At 72.3% G+C, this 26411-nt stretch carries 22 protein-coding genes; 13 read left to right on the plus strand and 9 right to left on the minus strand.

The features are described from left to right. Positions 1–107: 107 nt before the first annotated feature. The 3 genes from QNH85_RS11235 to QNH85_RS11245 form a co-directional block, all read right to left on the minus strand. A complete protein-coding gene (locus QNH85_RS11235) occupies positions 108–3401 on the minus strand; it encodes a UvrD-helicase domain-containing protein (protein ID WP_282946545.1) in 3294 nt (1097 codons plus the stop codon). Continuing rightward, complete coding sequence (locus QNH85_RS11240) at positions 3398–6466, minus strand: PD-(D/E)XK nuclease family protein (protein ID WP_282946546.1); 3069 nt, start codon at positions 6464–6466, stop codon at positions 3398–3400. The genes QNH85_RS11235 and QNH85_RS11240 overlap by 4 nt, the downstream gene beginning before the upstream one ends. Before the next feature lie 226 nt (positions 6467–6692). Next, positions 6693–7427: a DUF6308 family protein gene (locus tag QNH85_RS11245; RefSeq protein ID WP_282946548.1), complete on the minus strand. Its 735-nt coding sequence runs from the start codon at positions 7425–7427 to the stop codon at positions 6693–6695. Positions 7428–7816: 389 nt separating this feature from the next. Here QNH85_RS11245 and QNH85_RS11250 point away from each other — a divergent pair, with 389 nt between their 5' ends. The 4 genes from QNH85_RS11250 (at position 7817) to QNH85_RS11265 (ending at position 12655) form a co-directional block, all read left to right on the plus strand. Next, complete coding sequence (locus tag QNH85_RS11250; protein ID WP_282946550.1) at positions 7817–8554, plus strand: hypothetical protein; 738 nt, start codon at positions 7817–7819, stop codon at positions 8552–8554. Between the two features lie 164 nt (positions 8555–8718). Then, positions 8719–9717 (plus strand): IS481 family transposase, encoded by a 999-nt coding sequence (locus QNH85_RS11255; protein ID WP_282946552.1) that lies wholly within the window; start codon positions 8719–8721, stop codon positions 9715–9717. Between the two features lie 112 nt (positions 9718–9829). Next, on the plus strand, positions 9830–11575 hold the full coding sequence (locus tag QNH85_RS11260; protein WP_282946554.1) for a hypothetical protein: 1746 nt from the start codon (positions 9830–9832) through the stop codon (positions 11573–11575). A gap of 501 nt (positions 11576–12076) precedes the next feature. Next, a complete protein-coding gene (locus tag QNH85_RS11265; RefSeq protein ID WP_282946556.1) occupies positions 12077–12655 on the plus strand; it encodes a hypothetical protein in 579 nt (192 codons plus the stop codon). A gap of 303 nt (positions 12656–12958) precedes the next feature. Here the strand turns inward: QNH85_RS11265 and QNH85_RS11270 are convergent, their stop codons facing one another. Continuing rightward, entirely contained in the window at positions 12959–13372 is a 414-nt protein-coding gene (locus tag QNH85_RS11270; RefSeq protein ID WP_282946558.1) for a MerR family transcriptional regulator, read from the minus strand. Positions 13373–13482: 110 nt separating this feature from the next. Between QNH85_RS11270 and QNH85_RS11275 the strand changes: the two genes are divergently transcribed. Both QNH85_RS11275 and QNH85_RS11280 read left to right on the plus strand, forming a co-directional pair. Then, entirely contained in the window at positions 13483–14211 is a 729-nt protein-coding gene (locus tag QNH85_RS11275; RefSeq protein ID WP_282946559.1) for an SDR family oxidoreductase, read from the plus strand. Between the two features lie 307 nt (positions 14212–14518). Then, positions 14519–14887 carry a DUF4262 domain-containing protein gene (locus QNH85_RS11280; RefSeq protein WP_282946560.1) on the plus strand — a complete coding sequence of 123 codons (369 nt, stop codon included), beginning with the start codon at positions 14519–14521 and terminating at the stop codon, positions 14885–14887. Positions 14888–14901: 14 nt separating this feature from the next. Here the strand turns inward: QNH85_RS11280 and QNH85_RS11285 are convergent, their stop codons facing one another. Next, complete coding sequence (locus tag QNH85_RS11285; RefSeq protein ID WP_282946562.1) at positions 14902–15867, minus strand: squalene cyclase; 966 nt, start codon at positions 15865–15867, stop codon at positions 14902–14904. Between the two features lie 37 nt (positions 15868–15904). On the opposite strand from QNH85_RS11285, the gene QNH85_RS11290 reads away from it, so the two are divergent. From QNH85_RS11290 to QNH85_RS11300, 3 genes are all read left to right on the plus strand, one after another. Then, complete coding sequence (locus tag QNH85_RS11290; protein WP_282946564.1) at positions 15905–16282, plus strand: hypothetical protein; 378 nt, start codon at positions 15905–15907, stop codon at positions 16280–16282. Between the two features lie 212 nt (positions 16283–16494). Continuing rightward, positions 16495–17643: a glutathione-independent formaldehyde dehydrogenase gene (locus QNH85_RS11295; RefSeq protein ID WP_282946566.1), complete on the plus strand. Its 1149-nt coding sequence runs from the start codon at positions 16495–16497 to the stop codon at positions 17641–17643. Between the two features lie 11 nt (positions 17644–17654). Next, positions 17655–18749: an L-dopachrome tautomerase-related protein gene (locus QNH85_RS11300; protein WP_282946568.1), complete on the plus strand. Its 1095-nt coding sequence runs from the start codon at positions 17655–17657 to the stop codon at positions 18747–18749. A 39-nt stretch (positions 18750–18788) separates the two neighbouring features. Here QNH85_RS11300 and QNH85_RS11305 read toward each other — a convergent pair whose 3' ends face one another. Further along, entirely contained in the window at positions 18789–19463 is a 675-nt protein-coding gene (locus QNH85_RS11305; RefSeq protein WP_346016312.1) for a response regulator, read from the minus strand. After that, the gene (locus tag QNH85_RS11310) at positions 19451–20725 is read right to left on the minus strand and encodes a sensor histidine kinase (RefSeq protein WP_282946570.1); all 1275 of its coding nucleotides are present in this window, start codon (positions 20723–20725) and stop codon (positions 19451–19453) included. The genes QNH85_RS11305 and QNH85_RS11310 overlap by 13 nt, the downstream gene beginning before the upstream one ends. A gap of 154 nt (positions 20726–20879) precedes the next feature. On the opposite strand from QNH85_RS11310, the gene QNH85_RS11315 reads away from it, so the two are divergent. Together QNH85_RS11315 and QNH85_RS11320 are read left to right on the plus strand one after the other, a co-directional pair. Next, on the plus strand, positions 20880–21779 hold the full coding sequence (locus QNH85_RS11315) for an ABC transporter ATP-binding protein (RefSeq protein ID WP_282946572.1): 900 nt from the start codon (positions 20880–20882) through the stop codon (positions 21777–21779). Continuing rightward, complete coding sequence (locus QNH85_RS11320) at positions 21776–22567, plus strand: ABC transporter permease (RefSeq protein ID WP_282946574.1); 792 nt, start codon at positions 21776–21778, stop codon at positions 22565–22567. Before QNH85_RS11315 ends, QNH85_RS11320 begins: the two co-directional genes overlap by 4 nt. A gap of 22 nt (positions 22568–22589) precedes the next feature. Here the strand turns inward: QNH85_RS11320 and QNH85_RS11325 are convergent, their stop codons facing one another. After that, a complete protein-coding gene (locus QNH85_RS11325; protein ID WP_282946576.1) occupies positions 22590–23801 on the minus strand; it encodes a sensor domain-containing phosphodiesterase in 1212 nt (403 codons plus the stop codon). Positions 23802–23989: 188 nt separating this feature from the next. On the opposite strand from QNH85_RS11325, the gene QNH85_RS11330 reads away from it, so the two are divergent. Continuing rightward, complete coding sequence (locus QNH85_RS11330; RefSeq protein ID WP_282946577.1) at positions 23990–24460, plus strand: OsmC family protein; 471 nt, start codon at positions 23990–23992, stop codon at positions 24458–24460. Then, entirely contained in the window at positions 24460–25191 is a 732-nt protein-coding gene (locus QNH85_RS11335; RefSeq protein WP_282946579.1) for a hypothetical protein, read from the plus strand. Before QNH85_RS11330 ends, QNH85_RS11335 begins: the two co-directional genes overlap by 1 nt. A 157-nt stretch (positions 25192–25348) precedes the next feature. Here the strand turns inward: QNH85_RS11335 and QNH85_RS11340 are convergent, their stop codons facing one another. Continuing rightward, complete coding sequence (locus QNH85_RS11340) at positions 25349–26341, minus strand: aldo/keto reductase (RefSeq protein WP_282946582.1); 993 nt, start codon at positions 26339–26341, stop codon at positions 25349–25351. Positions 26342–26411 lie beyond the last annotated feature (70 nt).

Raw genomic sequence — 26411 nt, forward strand, 5'->3', positions numbered from 1 at the left:
CGTGGCAGGCCCGCGTCGGCTGGCCGTGGGACGCGCACACTTCTGACCGGTTAGCACTCAAGTCGCCTCTTGTAGACTTGGGCATGCCGCGGACGGCGTATTGGGGGTCACGGTACCGGGCCCACTTCCGGAAGCGTGGCGGCGAAGCCCTGCACCGGCACGGCCACCTCGGCGCTGCCTTGCGGATGCAGGAACAGCAGGACCGCGCGTGGGTCCTGCCCGGTGGCAGCGCGCAGGCACTCGACGTACGCCGTGATCTGCGGCTTGTAGTAGGTGACGCGGGAAGCGAGACCTTCAGCGGGGACGGCGTCGGTCTTGTAGTCGACGATGACCAGCGTGCCGTCGTCCTCGCGGTAGATGAGGTCGACGTAGCCTTCGAGGATGGTGCCGTCGGCGCGGGCGGTGCCGACGTACGTCTCCCGCCAGTGCTCGCGCTTGGCGGCGCGCTGGACGAGGTTGCTATCCAGCGCGGCCTGGACGAGCTGGCGGATGAGGTCCTCGTGCTCGGTGACGCCTTCAGCGAGAGCCTGTGCTTGCACCGCCTCGGCCAGGCCGCGACCGGTGGCCAGGTCGACACTCTGCAGGACGGCGTGGACCGCGCGCCCGACCGCCGAGCCGTACCTGCCTTTGGACCAGGGCGGCAGGGCCAAGTCGCGTGGTCCCTTGTGAATTCCGTCGTCCTGGGGCTCGCCAAGCAGGACGACCTCGGGCTCCGTCCCCTCGAGGCCCGAGGCGACGATGGCGCCGTCGAGCTGTGTACGGACCCGAGCGCTCGAGACCTGGGCTGCCCAGTCCTCATGGTCGGGTACGGCTACGGCCGTCTCGGCTGGCGGAGTCAGCTCAGACGTCAGCTCACCGACGGAGAAGGCAAAGACCGTGTCAGTGACGGCGCCCGCTCCGGCGAGAACCTGCGCTGCGGTGTTGACGCTGGAGGCTGCGGAGCGGTGGAGAGAGACGACGAGATGGTCCCGAGCCCTGGTCGCGGCGACGTAGAGAAGGCGGAGTCGCTCGAGGTCGTCCATCTGCTCGTCAACCGGGGCGGTGGTGTCGAAGTCGTCGGTCTGGATGCCGGCACCGACCTTCACCTCGTACCCCCCGCTGGTGGGCCAGAGCAGGCGCAGGCCGTTGGGGCGGCGGGGCTGGGCGGTCATCCCGGACATGATGACGACGGGGTACTCGAGGCCCTTCGCTGCGTGGATGGTGGTGATGCGGACCGCATCGGCGTCGGTCTCCGGCAAGACGGACTCCGCAACCCGCGAACCTTCCTGGCCTTGGTGCGTCGCCCACGCGAGGTAGGCACGCAGCCCTCCGTGCGAGGTCTCCGACCAGGCGCGGGCCTGGTCGACGACGAAACGCAGCCGCCGCCATGCGTCTCGGCGTCGGGGGCTGTGGGCTGCAACTTCGAGCATGCGGCGGTCGTCGATGATGGCCGAGAGGAGTTCGCTTGGAGCGGCCCATCGGGTGCGTCGAGCGAGAGTACGGATCGCTGCGATGGCCGTGCCAACGACGCCGGGCCCGACTCCGCTCGCGTCGGCCGCCACGTTGGGCGCCCAGAGGTTGAATCCCCCGCCGCCGCGCTTCCAGTTCCAGAGATCGTCGTCACCGCATCCGAACAAGGGTGACCGCAGTGCAGTGAGCAGGGACAACTCGTCGGTGGGGTCGGCGATGGCGCGGGCGCAAGCCAGAAGGTCGCGGACCTCTGCCGCTTCGTAGACCAGTGAGCTGGCTTCGGCTCGGTACTGGATCCCGGCGGTGTCGAGAGCGTCCTCGAGGTGGGGCAGGGAGGTGCGAGCCGGCACCAGCACAGCGATGTCGTCGTGCCGGACGGCCCGCCACGTCTCGGATTGCCGGTCGAAGACCTGCCACTGCTCGGTCAGCATCCGGTGGATAACGGCCGCGACGTCTCCGGCTTCCCTCTGCCGGAGGATGTCTGCCGCTGCGCGCGGTAGGCCCGTGTGTGCCTCGGCGCCGAGGATCGTGACCGCTGGGCCGTGCCCAGTGTCGCTGCGGTGCGGGTCCAGGGGCTCGTACGCAGGTTGTGCGGCCGGTGTGGCAGCGATGATCCGGCCGAAGACTTGGTTGACCCAGTGCAGCACGGGCTCCACGGTGCGGAAGTTGGTGGTCAGGTGCACCTGCTCGCCGAGGTGCTCCTGGGCCTGCAGGTAGGTGGCAATGCTCGCGCGGCGGAACTTGTAGATCGACTGCTTGGCGTCCCCGACGAAGAACAAGCGCCCGTCGGGGACTTTGATGTCTTGCCAGCGATCTTGTTCGGCTGCGGCGCCTCCGGCGATGCGGACGGCGAACTCGATCTGGATGGGGTCGGTGTCCTGGAACTCGTCCAGAAGCAGCCGCTGGTAGGTGTTCGACAGTGCCTCACGCACCTCGGGATCCCGGCGGAGGAGGTCTCGAGCGAGTACGAGCAAGTCGTGGAACTCTAGGCGGCCACTGCACTGGCGGTCCTGCGCCGCCTCCAGCACGTGGCGTGCCGTCCAGCAGGTCACGGAACGCAGGCAGGCGTCGAGCACCGCAGCGAGGATGCGGTCGGCTTCCTGGGCGAGGGCGGTGCCCGCCTCGCGGACGTCGGCGATCGGGCAGGTCCAGTTGGCTGCGCGACCCTGCGTGAACTTCAGGGCCTTCAGGTCTTGAAGTCCACCGATGCGCGCGCCGTCGTCCGACGCAGCACTCAACACGGCAACGGCCTGGCGGAGCGGATCGAACTTACTCAGGAGCCGGTCTTCCGGATCGCTGCAATGCTGAGCGAGGTCGAGCACCTCGGTGGCCCGTCCCAGCAGTGTGGTCACGTCCGGGACACCGACGGCGGGAGCAGGCGTGGTGAGCACCTGGTCGCCGATGAGATCCCAGTCAGCGCCCAGTGCCCTGGCCAAGGAGCGGACATGGTCGAGCTTGAGGCCGGCCGCCATGCCGAGCAGGAGCGCTCGCTCCATCTCATTGTCATCGAGCAGCGCGGTCTGGAGTCCGGCCCAGCGCTCCTCGAACGCGACCGAGGAGCCGACGTCGTCGAGGACCTCCAGCAGGGGCGGCAACCCGGCGGAGATGGCGTGCTCGGTGAGGATGCGCTGAGCGAAGGCGTGCAAGGTGCCGACCGCGGCGCGGTCCAGGTCCTCCAGCGCCTCGGCGGCTCGCTGGCGCTGCGCTTCGTCGTCACCACGCCAGACTTCCTCAAACCGTGCGCGGAGCCGGTCGCGGAGCTCGGCGCCGGCCTTCTCGGTGAACGTCACCGCTGCGACGTTCGCCAGCCGGATCTGGTCGGTGAGGACCAGGGTGGTGATCCGGTTCACCAGGGCGCTGGTCTTGCCTGACCCCGCCCCGGCGTTGACGAAGAGCGTCGAGGAGGTGTCGGTGGTGATCCTGTCGCGCGCGTCCTGGTCGACCGGTGTCACTGGTCCCCCTCGGTGTCGGCGAGCGTGCCGGGCTCGAGCAGGCCGACGAGCTCGCGAAGCGGGGAGTCGTGGCGTTGGCGCTCCCACCGTTCGCGGTTGGTGCTGTGTCCGATCCCGTCGGGGTTGCAGTACGGGCACTGCACCCAGGCGAAGTCAGCGTCTTTCGGGGGCCGTTGAGGGAACAGCCCGTTGGCGATGGACTCGGTAAGAACCTCGAGGACGCGAGTGAGCTCGTCGTAGACGTCGCTGGTGATGTGGAGGTCGACCCGACCTGGTTCCTTGCGGACGAACCAGTACCCGGCGCGGACGGGGGTGTCGGGTTGGCCGAACCGTTGCCGTGCGGCGACGCCGTAGACCGGGAGCTGAAGCTTGCTGGCGTCGGCCAGCGGGTTCTCCGGGGTAATGCCCTCGGCTGCACGGCGGCTGCCGGTCTTGACGTCCGTGACGTAGATGGTGCCGTCGGCTGCGATGTCGACCTTGTCGGCGCTACCTCGCAGACGCACAGTGCCCCCAGGGACCGGGATGTCGACCGCGGGGTGTTCCCCCACGCCGAAGGGCATCTCGCTCGCCACGACCCCAGCCTGCACGCGGGCACGCCACTCATCGTCCGCATCGAGCAGGCCGAGCAGATCCGCCTCCAGCCGGTCCCTCTCACGACGCCACAACCTCGGGTGACCGGTGAGCCCGTCAGCCTCGGCGTCATCCGCCAGGCGATGCAGGATCTCGATCAGTCGAGTCCGAGCTTCATCCGGCCACGGTTCGCCGAGACCGGGCGGCTCCTCGGCGTAGGACTGCACGAGCTCGTCCAGGCACCGGTGGACCAGCGTTCCGAGGTCCGCTGGCGAGATGGTGACCAGGTCCTCGGGCTGCTCGAGCGGCACGACCCCGAGGAGCCGGTTCACGAAGAAGGTGTGCGGGCACGACGCGTACTGCTCCAGCGCGGTCGGGGAGACGAGGCGGTCCCCGACTCGGTAGTCGGGCAGACCCTCGAGGCCACGTAGGTCGCCGTCGAAGCGGGTGAACAGGTCCCCAGCCCGTGCACGCGTCATGTCTCGGGCCGCGTTCACGACGGGATCCACGAGGACGCCGGCGAGTGCCGCGCGGGTTCGCCATTCCTGCTCGGTCGCGAGATCCGGCGTGCGCTGGAGCTCTCCGGCGAACGAGCCCGAGGTTCGCAGCGCGCCCTCGAGGTCTCCGACCTCGTTCCACCTGGTGGCCGTCAAGCGGTTGTCCCGGCTCAGCTCACGCATCGTGCCCAACAGCCACCTGCTCGGTAGACGGTGACTGGACCGGCGGAGGTCGCCTCGCGGGAACGACGCGGTCGATACCGGTGCGGCGCTGAACGCAGCGAGCAGGTGCCGGTACTGGCGGTTCAGCCGGTCCTGTGCGGTGGGCAGTCCTGCGATGGTGCGGATCTGATCCGGAAGGAGGGAGTCGGTGCGGGGTCTTCCGGGGTAGAGGTCCTCGCTGAGCCCGACGACGTGCACGACGTCCAGGTCCAATCCGACGGCCTGTGCCACTGGTGCGACGAAGACGCCGTCACCGAAGCGCCCCACGCGGGGAAGAGAGTCCGCGAGCTCGCTCTCGAGCGTCTGTCGGAGCCCAGCGATCGACGCCGCACCCTCCACGTCATCGAGGACAGTCAGGCCGCGCATGACCGACAGGACGGCGGTGACCGCGTACTGCTCCTCCGCCGGCAGCCGAGTCAGGTCGCCGAACAGCAGCTCGATGAAGTCGACAGCCCACCGCGACAGGTCCGTCCACGACTCCATCGAACTGGCTGCGTCTAGCTCGGCACGAAGCCGCGCAACGAACTCTCGTAGTTCCGTGGCGGTCTCGGCGCGACGAAGCGCCGCCGCGTGGACGCCGGGTCGGTCATCAGTGAGAGCCGTGGCCGCTCGCGCCTGCTCCGCGGCCGCGAACCGGCCAAGGCGCCGCTCCCAGTCATCACCGCGCAGCACACCAGCTTCACGCGAGACGCGCTCCCACCGCGCGACAGGCACCAGTGACCCCCTCAGATCGAGCACGGGAGCGTCGGCGAGGGCGCGGAACAGTGGTCCGCGCGACACCTGGTCGTCCGCCAGTGCCAGCAACCCGAGCACCGCTCGCGAGACGGCGCGCTCCACCACGGGACGGGGTCCGGGGCCCGTGACTCGGATGCCCGCTGCCGCGAAGTGTTCGTGGAGGAGCCGGGCGTACGGCTCCCGGGCGCCGTAGAGCACCGCAACGCGATCCGCGGGGGTGTGCTCGAGCGCTGAGACGACATCGCGTACGACACATCGGACTTCGTCGTCGCTGTCGGAGGCGTTGAGCAGCGCCGTGGCGGTGGGCACGGTCACCACCACCGTTTCTTCCTCCTGGAGCGTCACGGCCGCGTGGTGGCGCTCGTCGGCGCGGATGACCCCCGTCCTGCCGTCCAGGACCGTCACGGATGTTCTGGAAGCCAGCGCCGTGACGAAGTGCTGTTCCGGCGCGGTGAGGTCCTGCGGCAAGTAGAGGATCACCGGATGTCCGGGGTCGAACGCGTCGACGTGGTGGTTTGCGGCGTCCAACAGGTCCCGGGAGTCGTACCACTGAGCAGCGAGCTGCTGCTGCACGACGCGGTGCAGACGCACGAGGTCGCGCGCCAGGGTGGAGCCGCCAGCGATCACTTCCAGGTTGCCGTCGCTCACGGTGCGGAGCTCCCGGTGTGCGGCGCCCAGCGCGCGGACCGTCGCCGGGTGCTCGGCGACCCCAGCGAAGACGCCCGGATTCTTGCGGAGCACGCTGCGCCACGCCGCGGTCAGCAGCGGGCCGGTGAGAGGGCGACGCGGCGCGAGCGCGGCAGCAGCCAGCCGCTCGGCCAACCGCACGGTGGTGGTCACGTCGATGCCCGCGATACCGGGGCCCCGCCCCTGCTGAGCGCCGTGGCGGGCCAGGTGGCGGCGCGCAACAGTGGCCGCGACCTGGCTTGGGGCCACGACCGTCACCGTCGCCATGGGGTCGTTGGCCTTGACGTTCCCCACCGCGGTGCGCAGCGCGTCCAGCGCAGGGCGCCCGTACGCGGTGACGATCGTTGTGATCACCGGGCTCCCTCCGAACCACCGTCGGTGCAGACTGCATCAGCCTCGCCGATCACCACCGCGTGGGTGTAGGACTTGGGACGCCGTCACCTGATCGGCGTACCCCCAGCTCCCGGGTGGTCTGGCGCTGGCCTCACGCGGATGCCGAGACGCAGTGCGCGTCACTGCCGGACGTTAGGGATCAGACGGAGCCTTGCTCCGTACCGCAGGCGCATGCTGCCCGTCCGCGTCAGGACTCGTCGGCGTACCAGACGGTATACGTCCAGATCGCGGCATCGAGGAGCCTGAGGCGGGAGTGGTCGAGCGCCAAGAGACGGCCTGCCGCGACGTCTCGCGTCTGCGACGGAAGGGAATCGAGCACCTGGCGGATCTCTGAGTCCTGGATCACCGCGCGAAAGACCTGCCAATCGGCCCGGACGTCGTTCAGGTTCAAGATCCCCAGATGCGTGCAGACGTTGCGGTCGCGGACGGGGAACAAGTCAGGTCGCTTGCGAGCGCAGAGCTTGCTCGCAGTGACCCAAGGGTTGGGGTCTCTCGCCGCCGTCGAGGAGACCGTTGCCTTGACCGCGCGGTAGAAGCGATCCATCGCCGCCAGCGTCAGGGCGTCTGCCTCGGCGAGGTCACGGTCAGGCAGAGTTCGAAGCTCGCGCAGGACCGCTCTGCGGTGAGCTCCCGGGCCGAGCAGTCGCCTGGTTGCCTGGGGACCGACATCGATGCTGAGTAACGACGTCGCATGCAGGTCGGTGGCGGTCACCTCGGTCCAGTGGTTGGGCTCGAGGTCCGCGAACGATGCGCCGGCGTAGTTGGACTCGGTGTCGTAGAAACGGGCGAGTCGATCGGCCGCTCGACGCTCTCCGTCAGAAGCGAGAGCGATGTGGGCTTGGCGCTTGGCTTGCTCCACGACCTCAGGTGGCACAGCCGGCCAGCCGTCCGGGATCGCTGTCCACGGCTCCGTGGTGGTCATGGGGTGAGCATCGCACCGTGCCGGCGTTTCCGTGAGCACGTGATGGCTGCCCTCGCCGGCATGTGCACCCGACATACCGGGCCGATGCATGCGCTACTTCGCCCCGGTCCCCCAGGAGGTGTTGCACAGCGCGCAGCTGAGGAGTCCTGAAGGTTCCCTCGGGTGTCGGTCGTAGTTCTCGCACATGGGGCACTCGGCCCACTCGTAAAGGTTGCCGTGTTCATCACGCTCGAGGGTCACGAGCCTGAGCATGGCGCTTGTTCGACCAACGGCGCGAACGACCTTCTCGCCGGTCGCGATGTCGCGGTGCTGTTGTCCGCGTCCCTGTCAGCCGCCGAACCGGGGCCGGGGGCTACCTTCGCTTCATGGGAGATGCACCATCGTCCGTAGTGACGTTCACGCTCAACGGGCAGCGCCTCACGCTGAGCGCAGCGACGGTCGACGCGCGCCTCCGGGGTGCCGCGCCAGAAACGGTCGTCAAGCACGCGGTGAAGGTCAACGGCACCTGGTACCCGGTCATGCAGGCTTTCGAAGTGGCGACCGGCGTGCCGCGCCAGGAGTACGTCTCACACACTGCTCGCCGCCATCTCGCCGCGCTGGGATACGAGATGCGCGGACAGGCCGAGCCGCGCGAATCGGCGCAACCGGGTTCCGTCGATGCCGACGACGTTCCTGCCGCCCCGGGTTCGTCGTCGCGACTGCAAGAGTGGCATACCGAGGCGAACGTCCAAGCGGCCGTGGTGACCGCGCTGGCAGCGTCGGGGTGGCGGATCATGTCGGTCGCCGACACGGCCGCTCGCGAGCGGGGAGTCGACGTCGTCGCGACGAGCGACGGTCTGACACTGGGCATCGAGGTGAAGGGGTATCCCAGTCGTTCCTACGCCGACCCAGCGAGATCGTCGGAGCTCAAGCCCACCGGACCGAGCACGCAGGCCGGGCACTGGTACGCCCAGGCCATCCTTGCCGCCATGCGGCTACGGAGCAGGAGGCCAGACTGGCGCAGTGTGATCGCGCTGCCTGAGTTTCCCCGGTACCGCAACTTGCATGCGGACACCGCGCCGTCTCTCGACGCCGCAGGCATCGAGGTGTGGTGGGTCGAGGCACAAGGCAACGTCGCCCATCGATAGCTCGAGTCCGACGACCTGAGCCACCCGCAACCACGAAGTGGCGTTGACGGCCCCGCTAGGTGTAGGTCCTCGGGACGTTGCGATCAGCGTGGTCCGGGACATGTGACGAGGACCTCCGGTATTCAAGGGGTTACCACACCGTCCTCGAACACCCGGAGGTCCTCGTGACCCACGCTAACGCCCCGTTGACCCCGACTGGCAGGCTCCGGCTCGCCCGGGTCATCGTCGAGGACGGCTGGTCGGTGCGCCGGGCCGCCGAGCGGTTCCAGTGTTCGCCGGCCACGGCCGCGAAGTGGGCGAGCCGGTTCCGTGCCGGTGAGCCGCTCACCGACCGGTCCTCGCGCCCGCGTCGTTCGCCCGGGCGCTGCCCGCAGCGCACCGAGCGGCGGATCATCGCGCTGCGCTTCACGCGCCGCTGGGGGCCGCACCGCATCGGATACCACCTGGGTATCCCGCGCGCGACGGTCGGGCGGGTCCTGGCCCGCTACCGCATGCCGGCCCTGGCGCACGTAGATCAGGCCACCGGCCTACCGGTCCGCAAGCCGGCTGCGATCCGCTACGAGGCGGGCGCGCCCGGGGACCTGGTGCACGTCGACATCAAGAAGCTCGGGCGCATCCCTGACGGCGGTGGCTGGCGAGCCCACGGACGCGGTTCGGCGCAGGACCGTGCTGCCGGGGCGATCCGCGACCGGGCCGCCCGCGCCGGGGCAAAGGGCTCACGCGGCTACCGGTTCTTGCACCACGCGGTCGACGACCACTCCCGGCTCGCCTACTCCGAGATCCTGCCCGACGAGCGCAAGGAGACCGCCGCGGCGTTCTGGACCCGCGCCCGCGCGCACTTCGCGACCATCGGAATCACCGTGACCGCGGTCATGACCGACAACGGCGCCTGCTACCGGTCCCGGGACTTCGCCACCGCGCTCGGCCAGGCCAAGCGCCGCTGGACCCGGCCCTACCGCCCGCAGACCAACGGCAAGGTCGAGCGGTTCAACCGAACCCTAGCCACCGAGTGGGCCTACGCGACCACCTACCCCTCGGACGAGGCCCGCACCACGACCTACGAGAGCTGGCTGCACCACTACAACCACCACCGACCCCACACCGGCATCGGAGGCGCCGTCCCAGCAGACCGCGTTCACAACCTCACGGGGAGCTACAGCTAGGTCTCGCGCAACACGTGCACCCGACAGACGCTGCGCATCGCCATGTCGCCCTAGACTCCGCCAGGAATGCCGGGGCACCCATCCCCCGGGCGCTCCTGGTGAAGGAAACGACATGGACGACCCCGCGGGCCTAACTCAGGACGCAAACCACGACGCCCCGGACGCACCTGACGGCGAGCGTTCCTACGACCAGACCTCCGCCGAATCGGCCCAAGTCCCTCCGGGTGCTCTGGTCGAGGTGCTGCCCGGGGTGGTCCTCGCTCTCGGCAACGTGCCCACCGCGACCCTGGGGCTCGAGCTCGTCGACTTCGGACTCGTCCCCGCAGCCGACCGGACGCATCTCGCCACGGCCCTCGCCTCACTCGTTGGCGCCACCGCGACCGTCGGCGGCAACCTCGCGACCGCGGTGTCGAGCGCGCAGGGGCTCTACCGCGTCAGCTCTGCGACGCAGGCCCTGCTCAACAACGGCGCCGTCCTGGCCGTGAAGGACGGCGCGAACCTCGGCTCCATGTGGATGAACGGCAAGCTGGTCGCCCAGGCGCGGTTCATCCCGGTCAGCGCTGTCAGCGCCGCATCGGTCGCCGCGGCGATCGGCCCGGCGGTTGCGATGGTCGCGATCCAGATGCAGCTGAACGAGATCAGCGGCCTAGTTCGCGCGAACATCGCCCTGACGACACAGGTGCTGGGGACATTGCGCAGCGAGCAGTGGGCCGAGCTCACCGGCCACGTCGCCGCGATCGACCGCGCCCTTGCTCAAGCCCGCGAGATCGAGTCCATACCGTCGTCACTCTGGGACACCGTCGCTGGGGACGAGGCAGCCCTTCGCAAGCACGTCGACCTCTACCGCCGACACGCCGGCAGCCACCTCAAGCACATCGATCAGCCCAACGCGCGAGCGCGTCGGGAGTATCTCGAGGCGAACGCCGAGGCGATCGTCTTCGACTCGCACGCGCTGATGTCCTCCTTGAAGGCGTGGACCGGATACAAAGCCCTCCAGGCCGGCAGAGCTCGAAGCGCCGGGCAGCAGGACGCCGATGAGGCACGGCTCGTCGACGTCATCGTCCGCGATACCCGCAACGAGCTTGATGCGGCACGAACGGATGCGACCCAACTCGTGGACGCCCTCGACCGCGAACTGCGACTGATCGCCGAGCTCACGGGTCCCATGACGATCCCACTGACCCGCAAGCGCCGCGACCAGCGCTCCGCCCAGATGACCAGTGCCGAGCTGCTCCGCGCGATCGAGCCCCTCGCCGAGGCCCTGCGGCCCACCCCGCCGGCCCTCGATGCGCCGGCGAGCATCTGCGCGCCCTCGGATGTAGACCTCGACCCGTACCTCCGAGTGCTGCGGTGGACACTCGAGGCAGACGAGACCCTGCGGTGCATCGCCTTCTGCTACGACCGCGACGAAGCGGACGTCGTCGCCCTCGGGCAAAACGTCCTGAGCCGGATCGAGCCTGAGAGATGGGCGACTCTGGTCGCCGTGACGAATCGACGGATCATCACAGCGCGAGCGAGTGACTTCCGCCGGGAGGGCCGGTTTCGGGAGCAGATCCCCCTCGAAGACGTGCGGTACGTCCGGGCGAGAGGACTCCGCGGCACGAGCGCGCGCGTGGAACTGGACGTCACCAGCCGTGAAGTCGACCTCCGGTGGGGCTTTCGCACCGACACCGATAGCGCGCAGATCGATGCCTTGGCGGCGATGCTCGCGGAAACGATGAACCTTCCAGAGGAGGAGAAGGAGGCGCTTGTCCGTACGTCGCACGGGCGAATTCCGGCCGGCAGCGCACTGAAGAACATGGACGCGCCCGCGAGTCCGCTTCAGGTGCAGACACCGGAAGAGCGTCAGCCGCGCTGAGCGCGAGCACGACCTCCATCACCTGGGTGCATGCACCAACGGGATGATCGAAAGTCCTTGGACGGCCCGGCCGGAGCGCGCGAACACGTACCCCGAGCTCTCGGCCGTCGGGCAGCGGTCCTGGCCAGCAGGACCGACGGAGCGTTCTGCGAATCGAGGCCATCGACGGTGTACCGCCTGGATCCGTGAGTCCCGATCGGATCGCCGACGCTGCGTCCCCGTGAGCCAGGGATCTGGCGGAGTGGAGAATGCTGTCTCAACCAGCCCCGCGACGCCCCGTTCGCACAGTACTCTCCTGCTGTGTCTGTGTCGCAGAGTGGTGTGCCGTTGCCTCTCGCCTCGTGGCTCGCTGGCGGATGGGGTGCTGGGTATCCATTACACCCTTTACCGGACGAAGTGTTGCCGCCGCCTGAACGCGACATGCTGTACGCGTCGATACAGTTCGACGGTAGCCGCTCAGAGACTACAGAACGGGCTCTGTACGACATGGCCCCGTCATACGTGAACCTGTCGGCAGCACGTGTGCAGGCGCAGCGATACCAGGAGGCCCTTGATTCGGTCGCCGAGGCAGATTCCCATTTTAGGAAGCTTCGGGCGCTCGGGGTAACTGCACCGCAGTTGCACCTCGCGCACGCCGCCGGGTTCTACAACGCGGCGGTGGCTTACTGGCATCACCGCATGGGCAACGAGGTGCACTCGATGTTGACGCATGCCAAAGAGATCCTCGCAAGCCCCGGCATCGAGCACTCCACTTCGTATGTGGTCGTCTTCGGCGCAATAGCGCGACTGTGGGACCACCCCGACGGCCCGGTACCGCTGGGGCGGGTTCTGTATGGCTCGGCGCCGGCGGCCCAACTTGAGGCATTCGTGAGTGAGGTCCGGGCAGCTTCCCCGCTGCTGATTCGGAGTGCAGCTCGGGGGGACGCAGAGGCGGCACGCGCGCTGGCGACTCTGGCGAAGGTCACCGGCCTCATGGAGGACGCGGTCGCGTGGTACTCGATGGCCGCGAATCTCGGCGACACGTCCGCGCACCTGGAAGCCGAGGAGTCACGTGTCGAGTGGCTGCGCATGCGCGACTAGGAAACCTCCAGGTCGTCCTTGAGGGCGTTTCGCGCGCGCCAGCGGGGCACGAGCGCGCTGGTCACGGCACCACGGCGTTCCCAAATCCGCCCATGTCCGTTCCGTCCCACAACGTATGCCACACTCCTGACCAGGCACTACGGAGTTTTCGACTCGTCCCCAGGCGCGTGGGACCCGCGAGGAGTTCTCTCGGGTCCCATGCGTCGCCGGTCGGGCCGGTGGGGCCCGTTCGGCGCGGGTTCAGCCTACCGGCGGGCGGCTCGGAGATGTGCCAGGGCCGGACGACCGACCGAGGTCCCGGTACTACCGCGATGCCGTGCCCACCGCGTTCGTCGTGCCGTCGGTCCGGAGCGCCGGACAGTGCTCGGGATCCGGGTGCAGCGAGATCTCGATGACGCGGTCGAGCTGAGCGCGGGCCTGCGCGAGCGCAGCCATGCTCTCGGTGATGCGGTCACGCTCCTGCCTCAGGAGGGCGAGCGCCTCGTCGCTGGCCACGCCGGAGTCGACGCACGGCAGCAGCTCCACGATCGTGCGGCTGGCGAGTCCCGCCGCGAACAGCTGCTGGATGAGCTGGACGCGTTCGACCGCGGCCTCGTCGTACAGGCGCTGGCCGCTCGCCGTCCGCTGCGCCGGCAGGAGGCCCTGCTCCTCGTAGTAGCGCAGGGCCCGGGTGCTGACCCCTGCGCGTTCAGCGACGTCTCCGATGCGCACGCGCACCCCTTCGATCATGACGGCGGGCCGGACTTGCCCTTGACGTCAACGTGAGGTTCTAGCGTACCCGCGCAGGTCGACCACCAGGCCGACCGCGAGAACGGAGAACGCCACACATGGACATCACCGACCAGGTCGCCCTCGTCACCGGAGCCAACCGCGGCATCGGCCGCCGGTTCGTCGACGAGCTCCTCGCCCGCGGGGCCCGCAAGGTCTACGCGACGGCGCGGCGCACCGAGACCCCGGAGGCGCGCGAGCTCGCCTCCCTCGACCGCGTGGCGGTGCTGCAGGTCGACATCACCCACCACGCCTCGGTCGTCGCCGCCGCACAGGCCGCGACGGACGTCACCCTGCTGATCAACAACGCCGGCATCGCCACCTCGACCCCGCTCGTCACGGGTGACCTCGACGAGATCCGGCGTGAGATGGACACGCACTTCTGGGGCACGCTCGACATGATCCGCGAGTTCGCCCCGACGCTCGCGGCGGCAGGCGGGGGCGCGATCGTCAACGTCCTGTCGGCGCTGTCGTGGTTCTCCTTCCCCGGCAACGGGGCGTACGGAGCCGCCAAGGCCGCCGAGTGGAACCTGACCAACGGCGTGCGCCTCGACCTCGCCGCGCAGGGCACCCTGGTGCAGGGCGTCCACCTCGGGGCGGCGGACACCGACATCATGGCCGGCTACGACGGGCCGATGATCGACCCCGCCCTCGTGCCCCGCGCCTCGCTCGACGGCCTGGCCGCCGGGGAGATCGAGGTCGTCGTCGACGAGTGGAGCGCGATGGTCAAGGCCTCGCTCGCCGGTGACCCGGCGGCGCTGTACGCCCGGATCGCACCCGCCAGCTGACGGGCGGCCTGACGTCGAGCACGGGGCGCCGCAGGCGAAGGCTCCCGCGCTCGACGTCCGGGCGGCGATTTTCCGGCGAGCCGCACAATGCCCGCGGGAATGCGCTCGACGCGCGACCATCTCCGGGCGTCAGCGCCCGCGGGTCCCGGTCAGCGCGCCGCGCGAGGCAGTCGACAAGCGGACTTCGGCATTCTCGCCAATGCGCAGCGACCCGCGACGGACGGCCGGGCTTGACCTTTTTCTTTTCGAGGCTATGGTGCTCGGACGGTGACGAACCGGGCGCCGCCCGAGAAGACAGGTGACACCCATGAGGACGCACGAGGACCACGCGCTCCGTGGCGAGATCGAGCTGTACGGCTGGGCCCTGCAGTACGTGGTCGGCGCCCGGCTCGCGACGTCCTTCGGGTACACGGCCGGGCTGCACCTGCGGGACCTCCCCGAGCTCGTCGTCGCGGGGCTGCCGCCGGAGCAGGCGTGGCTAGTCCTGGACGACGTGGCCGGGCGGGCGACCGCGGGGCTCGCGCTCGACGACGGCGCGGTGGTCGGCGACCTGCCGCTCGGCCTGCACGCGCGGCTCGTCGCGGTCGAGGACACGTCCGAGCTGCACCGGGCCCGCGCGCTGACCGGGTCGCCCGACCGCCTGCGCGCCCTGCACCTCGACCTGAGCGTCGCCTAGACGGGCGGCGCGGGTCAGCCGCCCGCGCCGTCCCACCACGCCAACGCCCGCGCCGCGTGGAACGTCAGCCACCGCGACGGCTCCCCCGCCGGCACGTCGACCTCGAACCACGCGGCCCCGGGGTGCCGCCGCTCCTGCAGCCACGTCCCGTCGGGCTGCCGGGCGGTGCGGATCGACTCGACCGCGTCCGCCAGCCGCGGGTCGGGCGGCACGCCGTCGTGCAGCGCCGCGGACCGGACGTGGTCGACGGCTTTGAGCGCGCTGTAGAACCACCGGAACGGGTACGCGAGGTGGGTGGCCCACGGCGCGACCAGCTCGCCGGTGGACCGGCGGTAGAGCAGCCGCCGCTCCAGCAGGTACTCCTCGCCCGCGTGCCGGGCGGCGCGCAGGTCCCCCGCGGTGCCCGTCGCCTGCTCGTACGACAGGATGCCGCGGAGCGCGTTCAGCGTGGAGTGGAACGACGACCGCGTGGACCCCTCGACCCACGCGCAGTTCCAGCCGCCGTCGGGCAGCCGGTGCTCGACGAACCACTGCGCCAGCCCGGAGACGTCCGCGCCGAGCCACGCGCCGTTGGCGAGGGTGTAGGCGTTGATGCACGCGTCGACCTCGCCGTCCCAGTACGGCAGGTCGTCGTACTCCCAGCGGCTGTTCGCGGCCAGCTTCTCCGCGGTCCCCGCGAGCGCCGACGCGGCGAGGCCCCACTCGCGCAGCGTCGTGAGGCTCCAGGTCGTCGCGGTCCACGGCTGGCCCTCCGTCTCGGGGCCCTCGAGGTACCCCGCCGGGAAGTACGCGCCGCCGGCCCACTGCCCGTCCGGGTCCTGGTGGGCGAGCAGCCCGGCGCCGAACCCCTCGGTCGCGACCCGCGCCCGCGTCGCCTCCCACACCGACGGCGGCGCGCCGGCCAGGTCCCGCTCCACCTGCCAGCGCAGGGCGGGGTCGCTGTCGAGCAGCCAGTCCAGGAGCGCACCGTCGAGCACCATGGATCGAGCGTAGGACCGCGCTCGCTAGCCTGTCCCGATGCTGCCTGCCGACTGGTCCGAGCACCGCCGCGCCGACGACCGCGAGCTCCTGGGCTGGATCCGCCCCGACGGGGAGGAGTTCGTCGCGGTCGACCGCCTCGGGCGCGACCTGACCGGCCCCGTCGACTGGCTCGCGGCCGAGGAGGCGCTGGAGGGACGCGGGCTGCGGTGGCTGGCCGACCTGTGGCAGCTGGGCCTGCCGGACGGGTCGGTGCAGCGCGTGCGGTTCGTCGAGGTCGGACCCGACCGGGTCGTGGTCGCGCCCGACGTCATGGGCGCACCGGGACGCGGGACGCACACGCTGCCGTTCCCCGCGCCCGCCACGCTGCGGCCGTTCCAGGGCGACCCGCACGTGATCGGCGACGGGGGCCGGTAGGACTGCGGAGGTCGGCGTTCTCCGCTACTCCTCCACGCTGAGCCGCGGGACAGGACTCGTTCGAGTCCTCCCGTTCCGGTCCGACCGCCGAGGCGTCTCGCCCCCCAGATGCCGACCCGGTCGCACGGGCGCAGGATCGAAGAGCGCCGTGCGGTCCGACCGCGGCCACCCCGGCCCGCAGCGGCCACGCCACCTCACGAGGGAGCACACCCATGCGCGCAGTCGTCTACCGCGGTCCCCGGTCCGTCGAGGTCGTCGAGGTCCCGGACCCGACGATCCAGGAGCCCACCGACGTGATCGTGCGGATCAGCACGACGAACATCTGCGGTTCCGACCTGCACATGTACGAGGGCCGCACCTCGGTCGAGGAGGGCAAGGTCCTCGGGCACGAGAACATGGGCGTCGTCGAGGAGGTCGGCGCGGCGGTCAGCCGGATCACGGTCGGCGACCGGGTGAGCGTCCCGTTCAACATCGCGTGCGGGACCTGCCGCAACTGCCTGCACGGCTGGACGTCGTTCTGCCTGCGCACGAACCCGATCGAGGGCATGGACGGCGCGGCGTACGGCTACGCGAACATGGGGCCCTACGACGGCGGGCAGGCCGAGTACCTGCGCGTCCCGTACGGCGACGTGAACCTGCTCGAGCTGCCGGAGGGCACGGAGCACGAGAACGACTTCACGATGCTGAGCGACATCTTCCCGACCGGCTGGCACGGCACGGAGCTGGCCCGGATGTCGCCGGGCGACGACGTGGCCGTGTTCGGCGCCGGCCCGGTCGGGCTGATGGCCGCGCACAGCGCGCTGCTCCGCGGGGCCTCCCGGGTGTTCGTCGTCGACAAGGAGCCGGACCGGCTGAGGCTCGCCGAGAGCATCGGCGCGATCGGCGTGGACTTCTCGCAGGGCGACCCGGTCGAGCAGCTGATGGACGCGACGCTCGGCCGCGGCGTGGACTGCGGCGTCGAGGCCGTCGGCTACCAGGCGCACGACCCCTCCGGCGAGGAGCACCCCGAGCTGGTGCTCGACAACCTCGTCGCGAGCGTGCGGACCACCGGGGGCATCGGCGTCGTCGGCGTGTACATGCCGCAGGACCCGGGCGCGGCGGACGAGGGCGCGAAGGAGGGCCGCATCGGCTTCGACTACGGCACGTTCTTCACCAAGGGCCAGCACATGGGCACCGGCCAGGCGCCCGTCATGCGGTACAACCGGCAGCTCCGCGACCTGATCGTCGCGGGCCGCGCGACGCCGTCGTTCATCGTGTCCCACGAGCTGCCGCTCGACCAGGCGGCCGACGGGTACGCCCGGTTCGACGCCCGCGAGGACGGCTGGACGAAGGTGCTGCTGCGCCCGGGCGCCGCCGCGTGAGCGCCCGGGACGTGACCGCGCAGGACGCGCCGGTCGGCGAGCCGGAGCTCGTGCACGCGTTCGACGGCCCGATGCCGACCGGCGTGACGGTGTCCGCCGCGGGGCGCGTGTTCGTCAACTACCCGCTGTGGGGCGACGACGTGCCGGCGACGGTCACGGAGCTGCGCGACGGCGTCGCGGTGCCGTACCCCGACGAGGCGTGGAACTCCCCGGGCGGCGACGACGACGCGAGCGCGTTCGTCTCGGTGCAGAGCGTCGTCGTCGACCCCGCCGACCGGCTCTGGGTGCTGGACACCGGCAGCCCGATGTTCCGGCCGACGTCGAAGGGCGGCCCGAAGCTGGTGTGCGTCGACCTCGCGACCGACGCGGTCGTGCAGGTGATCACGTTCGACACCGACGTGGCCCTGCCGAGCACGTACCTCAACGACGTGCGGTTCGACCTGCGCCGCGGCGAGGCGGGCACGGCCTTCATCACCGACTCCTCCGACTCCGGGCCGAACGGGATCGTCGTCGTCGACCTCGCGTCGGGCCGGGCGTGGCGCCGGCTGCACGACCACCCGTCGACGAAGGCGCAGCCGTGGTCGGAGTTCCGGCCCGTCGTGGAGGGCCGCCCGTTCGTGCAGCGGCCGGAGCCCGACGCGGAGCCGCAGCCGGTCGCGATGGGCGCCGACGGCATCGCCATCTCCGCCGACGGCGAGCGGCTCTGGTACTGCCCGCTGGCCTCGCGCCGGTGGTGGAGCGTGTCCGTCGACGCGCTCGCCGACGAGCAGGCCGACGAGTCCCGCGTCGCCGCGACGGTCCGCGACGAGGGCGACAAGGGCACCGGCTCGGACGGCCTCGAGACCGACGACCAGGGCCGGCTGTACCTGACCGCCTACGAGCACGACGCCGTGCTGTGCCGCGAGCCCGACGGGACGTTCCGGACGGTGCTGCACCACCCGAGCGTGCTCTGGCCGGACACGATGGCCGTCGCCGACGGGTACCTGTACGTCACCGCCAACCAGCTGCACCGGCAGGCGACGTACCAGGGCGGCGAGGACCTGCGCGAGCGGCCGTACGCGCTGTTCCGGGTGCCGATCGACGCCGGGCCGGTGCGGCTGCGCTGACTGCGGCTCGCGTCCGCCCGCTGACCCGGTCGGTGCGCGCTACTCCAGCCCGGCGTCGTGCACCAGCCGCGCGATCTGCACCCGGTTCGTCACGTCGAGCTTCGCGAACAGGTGCGCCACGTGGGTCTTCACCGTCGCGAGCCCGAGGTACAGCTGCTCGGCGATCTCGGCGTTCGACAGCCCGCGCGCCACGGCGGTCGCGACGTCCCGCTCGCGCGGGGTGAGCTGCTCCAGCCGGCGGACGGCGTCGTCGCGGCGCGTGCTGTCCTCGGGGCGGGTGACCGTCGCGATGAGCTGCGCCGTGACGGTCGGGGACAGGATCGGCTCCCCGGCGGCGACGCGGCGGACGCCCTCGACCAGCTGGGCCGGCGGGGTGTCCTTGAGCAGGAACCCGGCGGCGCCCTCGCGCAGGGCCCGGAGCACGAGCTCGTCGGCGTCGAACGTCGTCAGCACGACCACCCGGGCGGTCGACCCCTGGGCGCGGAGCGTCCGCAGGGCGGTGAGCCCGTCGACGCGCGGCATCCGGACGTCCATGAGCACGACATCCGGGCGCAGCCGCCCGACGACGTCGACCGCCTCGGCCCCGTCGGCGCACTCCGCGACGATGTCGATGGCGGGGTCGCCCCCGAGGATCATCCGCAGGCTGGCGCGCACCAGGGCGTCGTCGTCGACGACCACCAGGCGCACCGGGGCGGGGGTCGTCAGCTCGGCCACGGCAGCCACACTCTCATGGCGAAGGTGCCGTCCCGCTCGACCCCGTGCTCCAGTGAGCCGCCGAGCAGGTCCGCACGCTCCGCCGCGCCCACCAGGCCCAACCCGGCGCCGGGGACGGCGGCCGGCACGGTCGCGGGGACCAGGTTGCGGGCCTCGAGCAGCAGCCGCTCCCCCGGGGCGCCGGCCAGCCGGACCCGCACCTCCTGACCCGGCGCGTGCTTGCGCGCGTTCGTCAGCGCCTCCTGCAGCACGCGGAACGCCGTCCGGGACGTCGTGCCCGGCAGGGCCGCGAGCGCGGCGAGGTCGCCGCCGGGCAGCCCCGAGGTGTCGAGCTGGACGCGGCCGCCGGCCTCGACGGAGTCGGCGAGCAGCGCGGGGAGCTCCGCGAGGGTCGGCTGCGGGGCCTCGACGGCGACCTCCCCGGCCTGGCCCGGCCGCAGGACCCCCGAGCCGCCGTCGGTGCGCAGGACGCCCAGCACCTCGCGCAGCTCCCCGAGCGCCTGGTGCGCGCTGTCCCGGATGGTCTCCGCGGACTGCGTGATCTGCTCCCGCGACAGGTCCGCCCGGTAGGCCAGGGCGCCGGCCTGCATCGCGACCAGCGAGATGCGGTGGGCCAGCACGTCGTGCATCTCGCGGGCGATCCGCGTGCGCTCCGCCTGCCGGGCCTGCTCCGCGCGGGACTCCTGCGCGTGCTCCGCGGCCTCGGCCCGCAGCTCCAGGGAGCGGACGAGCTCGCGCCGGGTGCCGATGTAGAAGCCCGTGGCGATGACCAGCGCCGTGCCCAGCACGCTGAGCGCGATCACCAGCATCGTCATCAGGTGGCTCGGGGGCTCCCCCTGGGCCCCGGTCTGGTAGACGAGCTCGTAGACGAGGCCGGCGGCGAACCACAGCCCGGCGACCGGCAGGACCTCGCGCCACCGGCGCCGCGTGCTGAGCGACACGAGCGCGAGGACCGCGGGTCCGGCCGCGAACGACGACACCGCCGTGGCGGCGGCCAGCACCGCGGCCACCACGACCGGGTACCGCCGGCGCAGCGGCAGCAGCCCGATCGACAGGACCCCCACCACGAGGTCCAGCAGGACCGCGGCTCCGACGCGGCCGTCGTCCTCGACCCCGGGCTGCGTGCTGAGGTCGATGACCACGATCATCCACAGCAGGAGCCCCGTGCCGATCGCGACGAGGTAGCGCCAGGTCCGGGACCAGCCGCCCAGGCGCGGCGGCTCGACGGCCGCGGCAGAGGCGGTGGCGGGACGGGAGGGCATGCCGGCGAGCATAGGTCGGGCACTGCCGCCCGCGGATCGCCCCGGCGGCTGCGACGCCTCCGCCGAAAGGTGGACCGGCCCACCCACCGGCGCCGGGCGGGTCGAGCCCCGGAGCCGACGCGGGCCCGGACGCCCCGCGGCGAGGCTGACCACCATGATCGACATCAGCCACCTCACCAAGCGCTACGGCGCCACGACCGTCCTGGACGACGTGTCGTTCACCGCCCGCCCCGGCCGGGTGACCGGGTTCCTCGGCCCGAACGGGGCCGGCAAGTCGACGACCATGCGCGTGCTGTGCGGGCTGGCCACCGCGACGTCCGGCACCGCGACCGTCGCGGGCCGGCCGCTGCGGGACCTGCCCACCCCCGGCCGCGTCGTCGGCGTCCTGCTCGACGCGTCCGCCCAGCACGCCGGGCGCTCGGGCCGCGAGGTGCTGACCCTGTCGGCGCGGCTCATGGGCCTGCCCGCGTCCCGCGTGGCGGAGTGCCTGGCGCTGGTCGGCCTGACCGCCGCGGAGGCCGACGCCCGCACCCGCACCTACTCCCTCGGCATGCGGCAGCGGCTCGGGCTGGCGCACGCGCTGCTCGGGCAGCCGCGGGCGCTGGTGCTGGACGAGCCGGCGAACGGCCTCGACCCGGCCGGCATCCGGTGGATGCGGGACCTGCTGCGCGCGTTCGCCGACGACGGCGGCACCGTGCTGCTGTCCTCGCACCTGCTGCGCGAGGTGGAGGCCGTCGCCGACGACCTCGTGCTCATCGGGCGCGGGCGGGTGCTCGCGCAGGGAAGCGCGCAGGAGCTCCTGTCCGCCCCCGGCACGGAGGTGCGCAGCCTCGACGACGGCGCGCTCGCCCGCGCGCTGCTCACCGCGGGCCACGACGTCCGGCCGCTCGACGGCGGGGGCCTGGCCACGTCCGCCGGCGCGGAGGCCGTCGGCCGCTGCGCGCTCGACCAGGGCGTCGTCGTGCTCGACCTGCGGCCCGCCCGGTCCGCCGGCATCGAGGACCTGTTCTTCACGCTCACCGCTGGGACCGACCGACAGGAGGCCGCGGCATGACCGCCGTCCGTGAGAACCCCGCCGTGACGCTGCCGGCCCCCGCCGCGCTCCCCGGCATCCCGTGGCACCGCCTGGTGCGCGTGGAGCTCCGCAAGCAGCTCGACACCCGCGCCGGCCGCTGGCTGCTGGCCCTGATCGTCCTCGTCGACGTCGCCTTCATGGCCCTCATGCTGTGGACCTCCGACGCGGGGTCGCTCAGCTGGTCCGACCTCACCGAGGCCGCCACCGCGGGGCAGCTGCTGCTGCTGCCGCTGGTCGGCGTGCTCGCCGCCACCTCCGAGTGGTCCCAGCGCACCGCCCTGACGACGTTCGTGCTGGAGCCGCGGCGCACCCGCGTGCACGGGGCGAAGGCCGCCGCGGCCGGGCTGCTCGCGCTGGCGATCATGGTCGCCACCGTCGCGGCCGCCGCGCTGGCGAACCTCGCCGGCGGCGCGCTGCGGGACGGCGCGGGGCCGTGGACGCTGGACTGGGCGCTGGTCGGCGGCAGCACGCTCGGGCTGCTGCTGCTCGTCGCGCAGGGGCTCGGGTTCGGGCTCGCGCTGCTGTCCACCCCCGCAGCGATCGTCGCCTACCTCGCGCTGCCGACCGTGTGGACGATCGTCGCGAACCTGGTCGAGGCCCTGCGGAAGCCCGCCGAGTGGCTCGACATGTCCGGGCCGGTGTCCACGCTGATGTCCGGGGACATGGCCGGCGGCGACTGGGCGCGGCTCGCGACGTCGACCGCGCTGTGGGTCGGCGTGCCGCTCGCGATCGGCCTGTGGCGGACGGCGCGGCGGGACGTGGCCTGAGGCGCGGCGGCACCTCGTCCGGTCAGCGGGCGGGTGCCGCCACCGCGTCCTCCCACGGCCCCGGTCGGCCCAGCAGGTACCCCTGCCCGAGCTCGACCCCGAGCCCGAGCAGCGCGTCCCGCTCCTGCGGGGTCTCGACGCCCTCGGCCACCAGCCGGGACCCGAGCGTGCCCGCGAAGTCCCCGACGGCGCGCGCGAGGGCCTGCCGGACCGGGTCGGCGTCGATCCCGCGCACCAGCCCGAGGTCGAGCTTGATGATCGTCGGCCGCAGCTGGAGCACGTGCCGGAGGCTGGCGAACCCCGCGCCGGCGTCGTCGACCGCGACGTGCACGCCGGCGTCCTTGAGCCGGTCCGTCACCGCGCACAGCGCCGGGTAGTCCTGCACGGGGGTGTGCTCGGTGACCTCGACGCCGACCGACCGGCCGCCCGGCAGCAGCAGGGCGGGCGTCCGGGGGTCCAGCAGCGCCTCGGCGGACAGGTTCACGGACAGCCGCACGCCGGCGGGCAGGTCCGGCAGCCGGTCGAGCGCGCACCGGGCGGCCAGCAGCTCCAGCTCCACCGCCAGGCCGGCGGCGGACGCGGCGGCGAACGCGTGCACCGGCGTCGGGAACCGGGCGGGGTCGAACCGGGACAGCGCCTCGACCGCGACCACCTCGCCGGTCGCCAGCCGCACGATCGGCTGGAACACCGTGCGCAGGTCCCCGGTCGCGACGACCTGGCGCACCCAGCGCACCCGCTCGGACACCGCCGGCCGGTGCGGCAGGCCCAGCACCCCGAGCCGGTCCTCGACCAGCGCCGCGGCGAGCCCCATGACGCGCAGCGCGTCCTCGTCGAGCAGCGGGTTCGGACCCCGCCCCAGGCAGCAGAGCATCCCGACGGGCCGGCCGTCCGGGCCCCGCAGCGGCGCGCCGACGTAGGAGCCGATCCCCAGCTCCGCCGTCGCGCTCAGCTCCCGCGCCACCGGGTGCCGCCGCGCGTCGGGGATCACCCCCGGGAGGCCGCCCGACAGCACCCGCACGCAGTACGTGTCGTCGAGGTCCCGCGCGTCGCCCACGGCCATCTGCATCGGGCCGGTCTCCGCGCTGGTCGCGAGCACCACCTCGGCCGACGTGGTCAGGCCCGAGAGGAACGCGATGTCCATCCCGAGGTGCTCGCGCACGCGGTCGAGGATCCGCCGCACCGCGCCCGCATCGGCCTCCGACTCGGCCGGCGACCGGTCCTCGGTGACGCTCATCCCACCCCCGTGCGTCCTTGCCTGGTGATGACGCGGTCAGCCTAGTGACGCGGCGCCGGACGGCCACCCGGCGCCGCCGACGTCGCCCGTCCGGCCGTGCCCGTTCCCCCGCCCGGCCCTGGTCCCGGCGCTGCGCGCACCGCGAACTTCCCCTGCCGGGGGCCGCGCCGTGTGTGAGGATCGGGCGCATGGAGAGCCCGACCACCGGGACCGCGCCCGCCGCGCCCGCCCAGCCCGCCGCCACGCCCGCCGCCGACCGGCTGTGGGTGGAGCGCACCGGCACCCGCACCTACACCGGCCGCAACACCCGCGGCGCGGAGGTCAGCATCGGCCCCGTCGAGGCCGGCGCCGTCTTCACCCCGGGCGAGCTGCTGAAGATCGCGCTCGCCGGCTGCTCCGGCATGAGCGCCGACCACGCGCTGAGCCACCGGCTGGGCGACGACGTCGAGGTCACCGTCGAGGTCGAGGGCCCCAACCTGCAGGCCGAGGACCGGTACCCCGAGCTCCGCGAGCGCATGGTCGTCGACCTCACCGGCCTGGACGACGCCACCAAGGAGCGGCTGCTGCGCGTCGTGCACCGCGCCGTCGACGAGCACTGCACGGTCGGCCGCACCCTCCAGGCGGGCGCGACCGTCGAGCTCACCGTGACGGGCGAGTGATGGTCACCCGCCGCACCCCGCTGGTCGACGCGGCGCTCGACCGCGCGGTGACCATCCCGTCCTCGACCATCCACGCGCACGTCGACCAGGTCCGCCGCCGCAACCCGGAGGCGACGCCCGCCGAGGTCGTCGAGCTGCTGGAGCGCGAGTACCTGCTGGTCGTCCAGGGCACCGGCGGCGCCGTCGGTGCGGCCGCCGCGTTCCCCGCGGTCGGCACGGGGGTCGCGCTGGCGCTCACGATCGGCGACGTCGCGACGTTCTTCGGCGCGTCCGCCGCATTCGCCCTCGCCGTCGCGGACGTGCACGGCATCGACGTCCAGGACGCGGAGCGCCGCCGCGCGCTGCTGCTCGCGACGATCCTCGGGGAGTCCGGCGCGAAGGCCGTGACCGACACCGGGGCACTGACGGGGCTGCGCGGCATCAACGTCGCGCGCGCCCTGCTCACCCGGATGCCCACGGGCACCATCAAGCGCGTGAACGCCCGGCTCACCCGGCAGCTGTTCCGCAAGCAGCTCGCCCGGCAGAGCGGGCTCGCCTTCGGCCGGATGGTCCCGTTCGGCATCGGCGCGGTCATCGGCGTCACGGGCGCCCGCGCGCTCGGCCGGACCGTCGTCGAGGGCGCCCGGACCGCGTTCGGCCCGGCCCCCACGACGTTCCGGGACCGCGTGCTGGTCGTCGAGACCGGCGGCGAGCCGAAGCTCCTCCCGGAGCGGGAGACCCACCGCCGCTGACCCCGACCCCGACCCCGACCCGCGCAGTCGCCGAGTGGGCAGAAGATGTCCCCTCGGAGGCGCGAATGGGGACGTCGACTGCCCACTCGGCGACTGCGCGGAGCGGCGCGGGACGGGGCGGGCGCGGCGGGCCCGGGGACGAAGCCGGGCTAGCGGGTCACCAGCGGTCGTGGACGTGCGGGCGGATGCGGTCGTCGTAGATGCGGCGGAGCTCCTCCGCCGTCGCCTCGTCGAGCGCCGGGAGCGCGGCCGCACCGGCGTTGGCGCGGGCCTGCTCGGGGTTGCGCGCGCCGGGGATGACGGTCGAGACGCCGGGCTGGTCGACGATCCACCGCAGGGCGAGCTGCGCCGTGGTGGCGCCCTGCGGCGTGAGCGCCGCGACCTCGCGGGCCGCCGCGACGCCGACCTCGAACGGCACGCCGGAGAACGTCTCGCCGACGTCGAAGGCCTCGCCGTGCCGGTTGAACGCGCGGTGGTCGGTGGCCGCGAACTCCGTGTGCTCGTCGTACTTGCCGGACAGCAGGCCGCTGGCCAGCGGGACGCGGGCGATGATCCCGACGCCCGCCTCGGCCGCCGCCGGCAGCACCCGCTCGAGCGGCTTGCGGCGGAAGGCGTTGAGGATGATCTGGATCGTGGCGACCCCCGGACGGGCGATGGCCGCGAGCGCCTCGTCGACCGTCTCGACGGACACGCCGTAGGCGGCGACCCGGCCCTCGGAGACGAGGGTGTCGAGCGCGTCGTAGGTCGCGTCGCGGTCGAGCACCTCGCTCGGCGGGCAGTGCAGCTGCACGAGGTCGAGGGTGTCGACGCCGAGGTTCTCCCGGGACCGGTCCGTCCAGCCCCGGAACGCGTCGAGGGTGTACGCGTCCGCGACGTGCGGGTCCGCGCGGCGGCCCATCTTGGTGGCGACGGTGATCCGGGCGGCGTCGGCCGGCCGCTCGGCGAGGAACCGGCCGATCAGCCGCTCGCTGCGCCCGTCGCCGTACACGTCGGCGGTGTCGAAGAACGTCACGCCCGCGTCGGCCGCGGCGGCGAGCACGCCGAGCGCGTCGTCCTCGGCCACCTCGCCCCAGTCCGCGCCGAGCTGCCAGCAGCCCAGCCCCACGACCCCGACGTCCCGTCCCGTCCTGCCCAGCGTCCTCGTCTGCATGGGCGCGAGGCTACCGCCGGCGGCGGGCCGGGGCGCGCGGGTGAGATCCGTCTCGGACCACGTGGGGTCT

This window comes from Cellulomonas endometrii (genome assembly GCF_949769265.1).
Taxonomy (GTDB): Bacteria; Actinomycetota; Actinomycetes; order Actinomycetales; family Cellulomonadaceae; genus Cellulomonas; species Cellulomonas endometrii.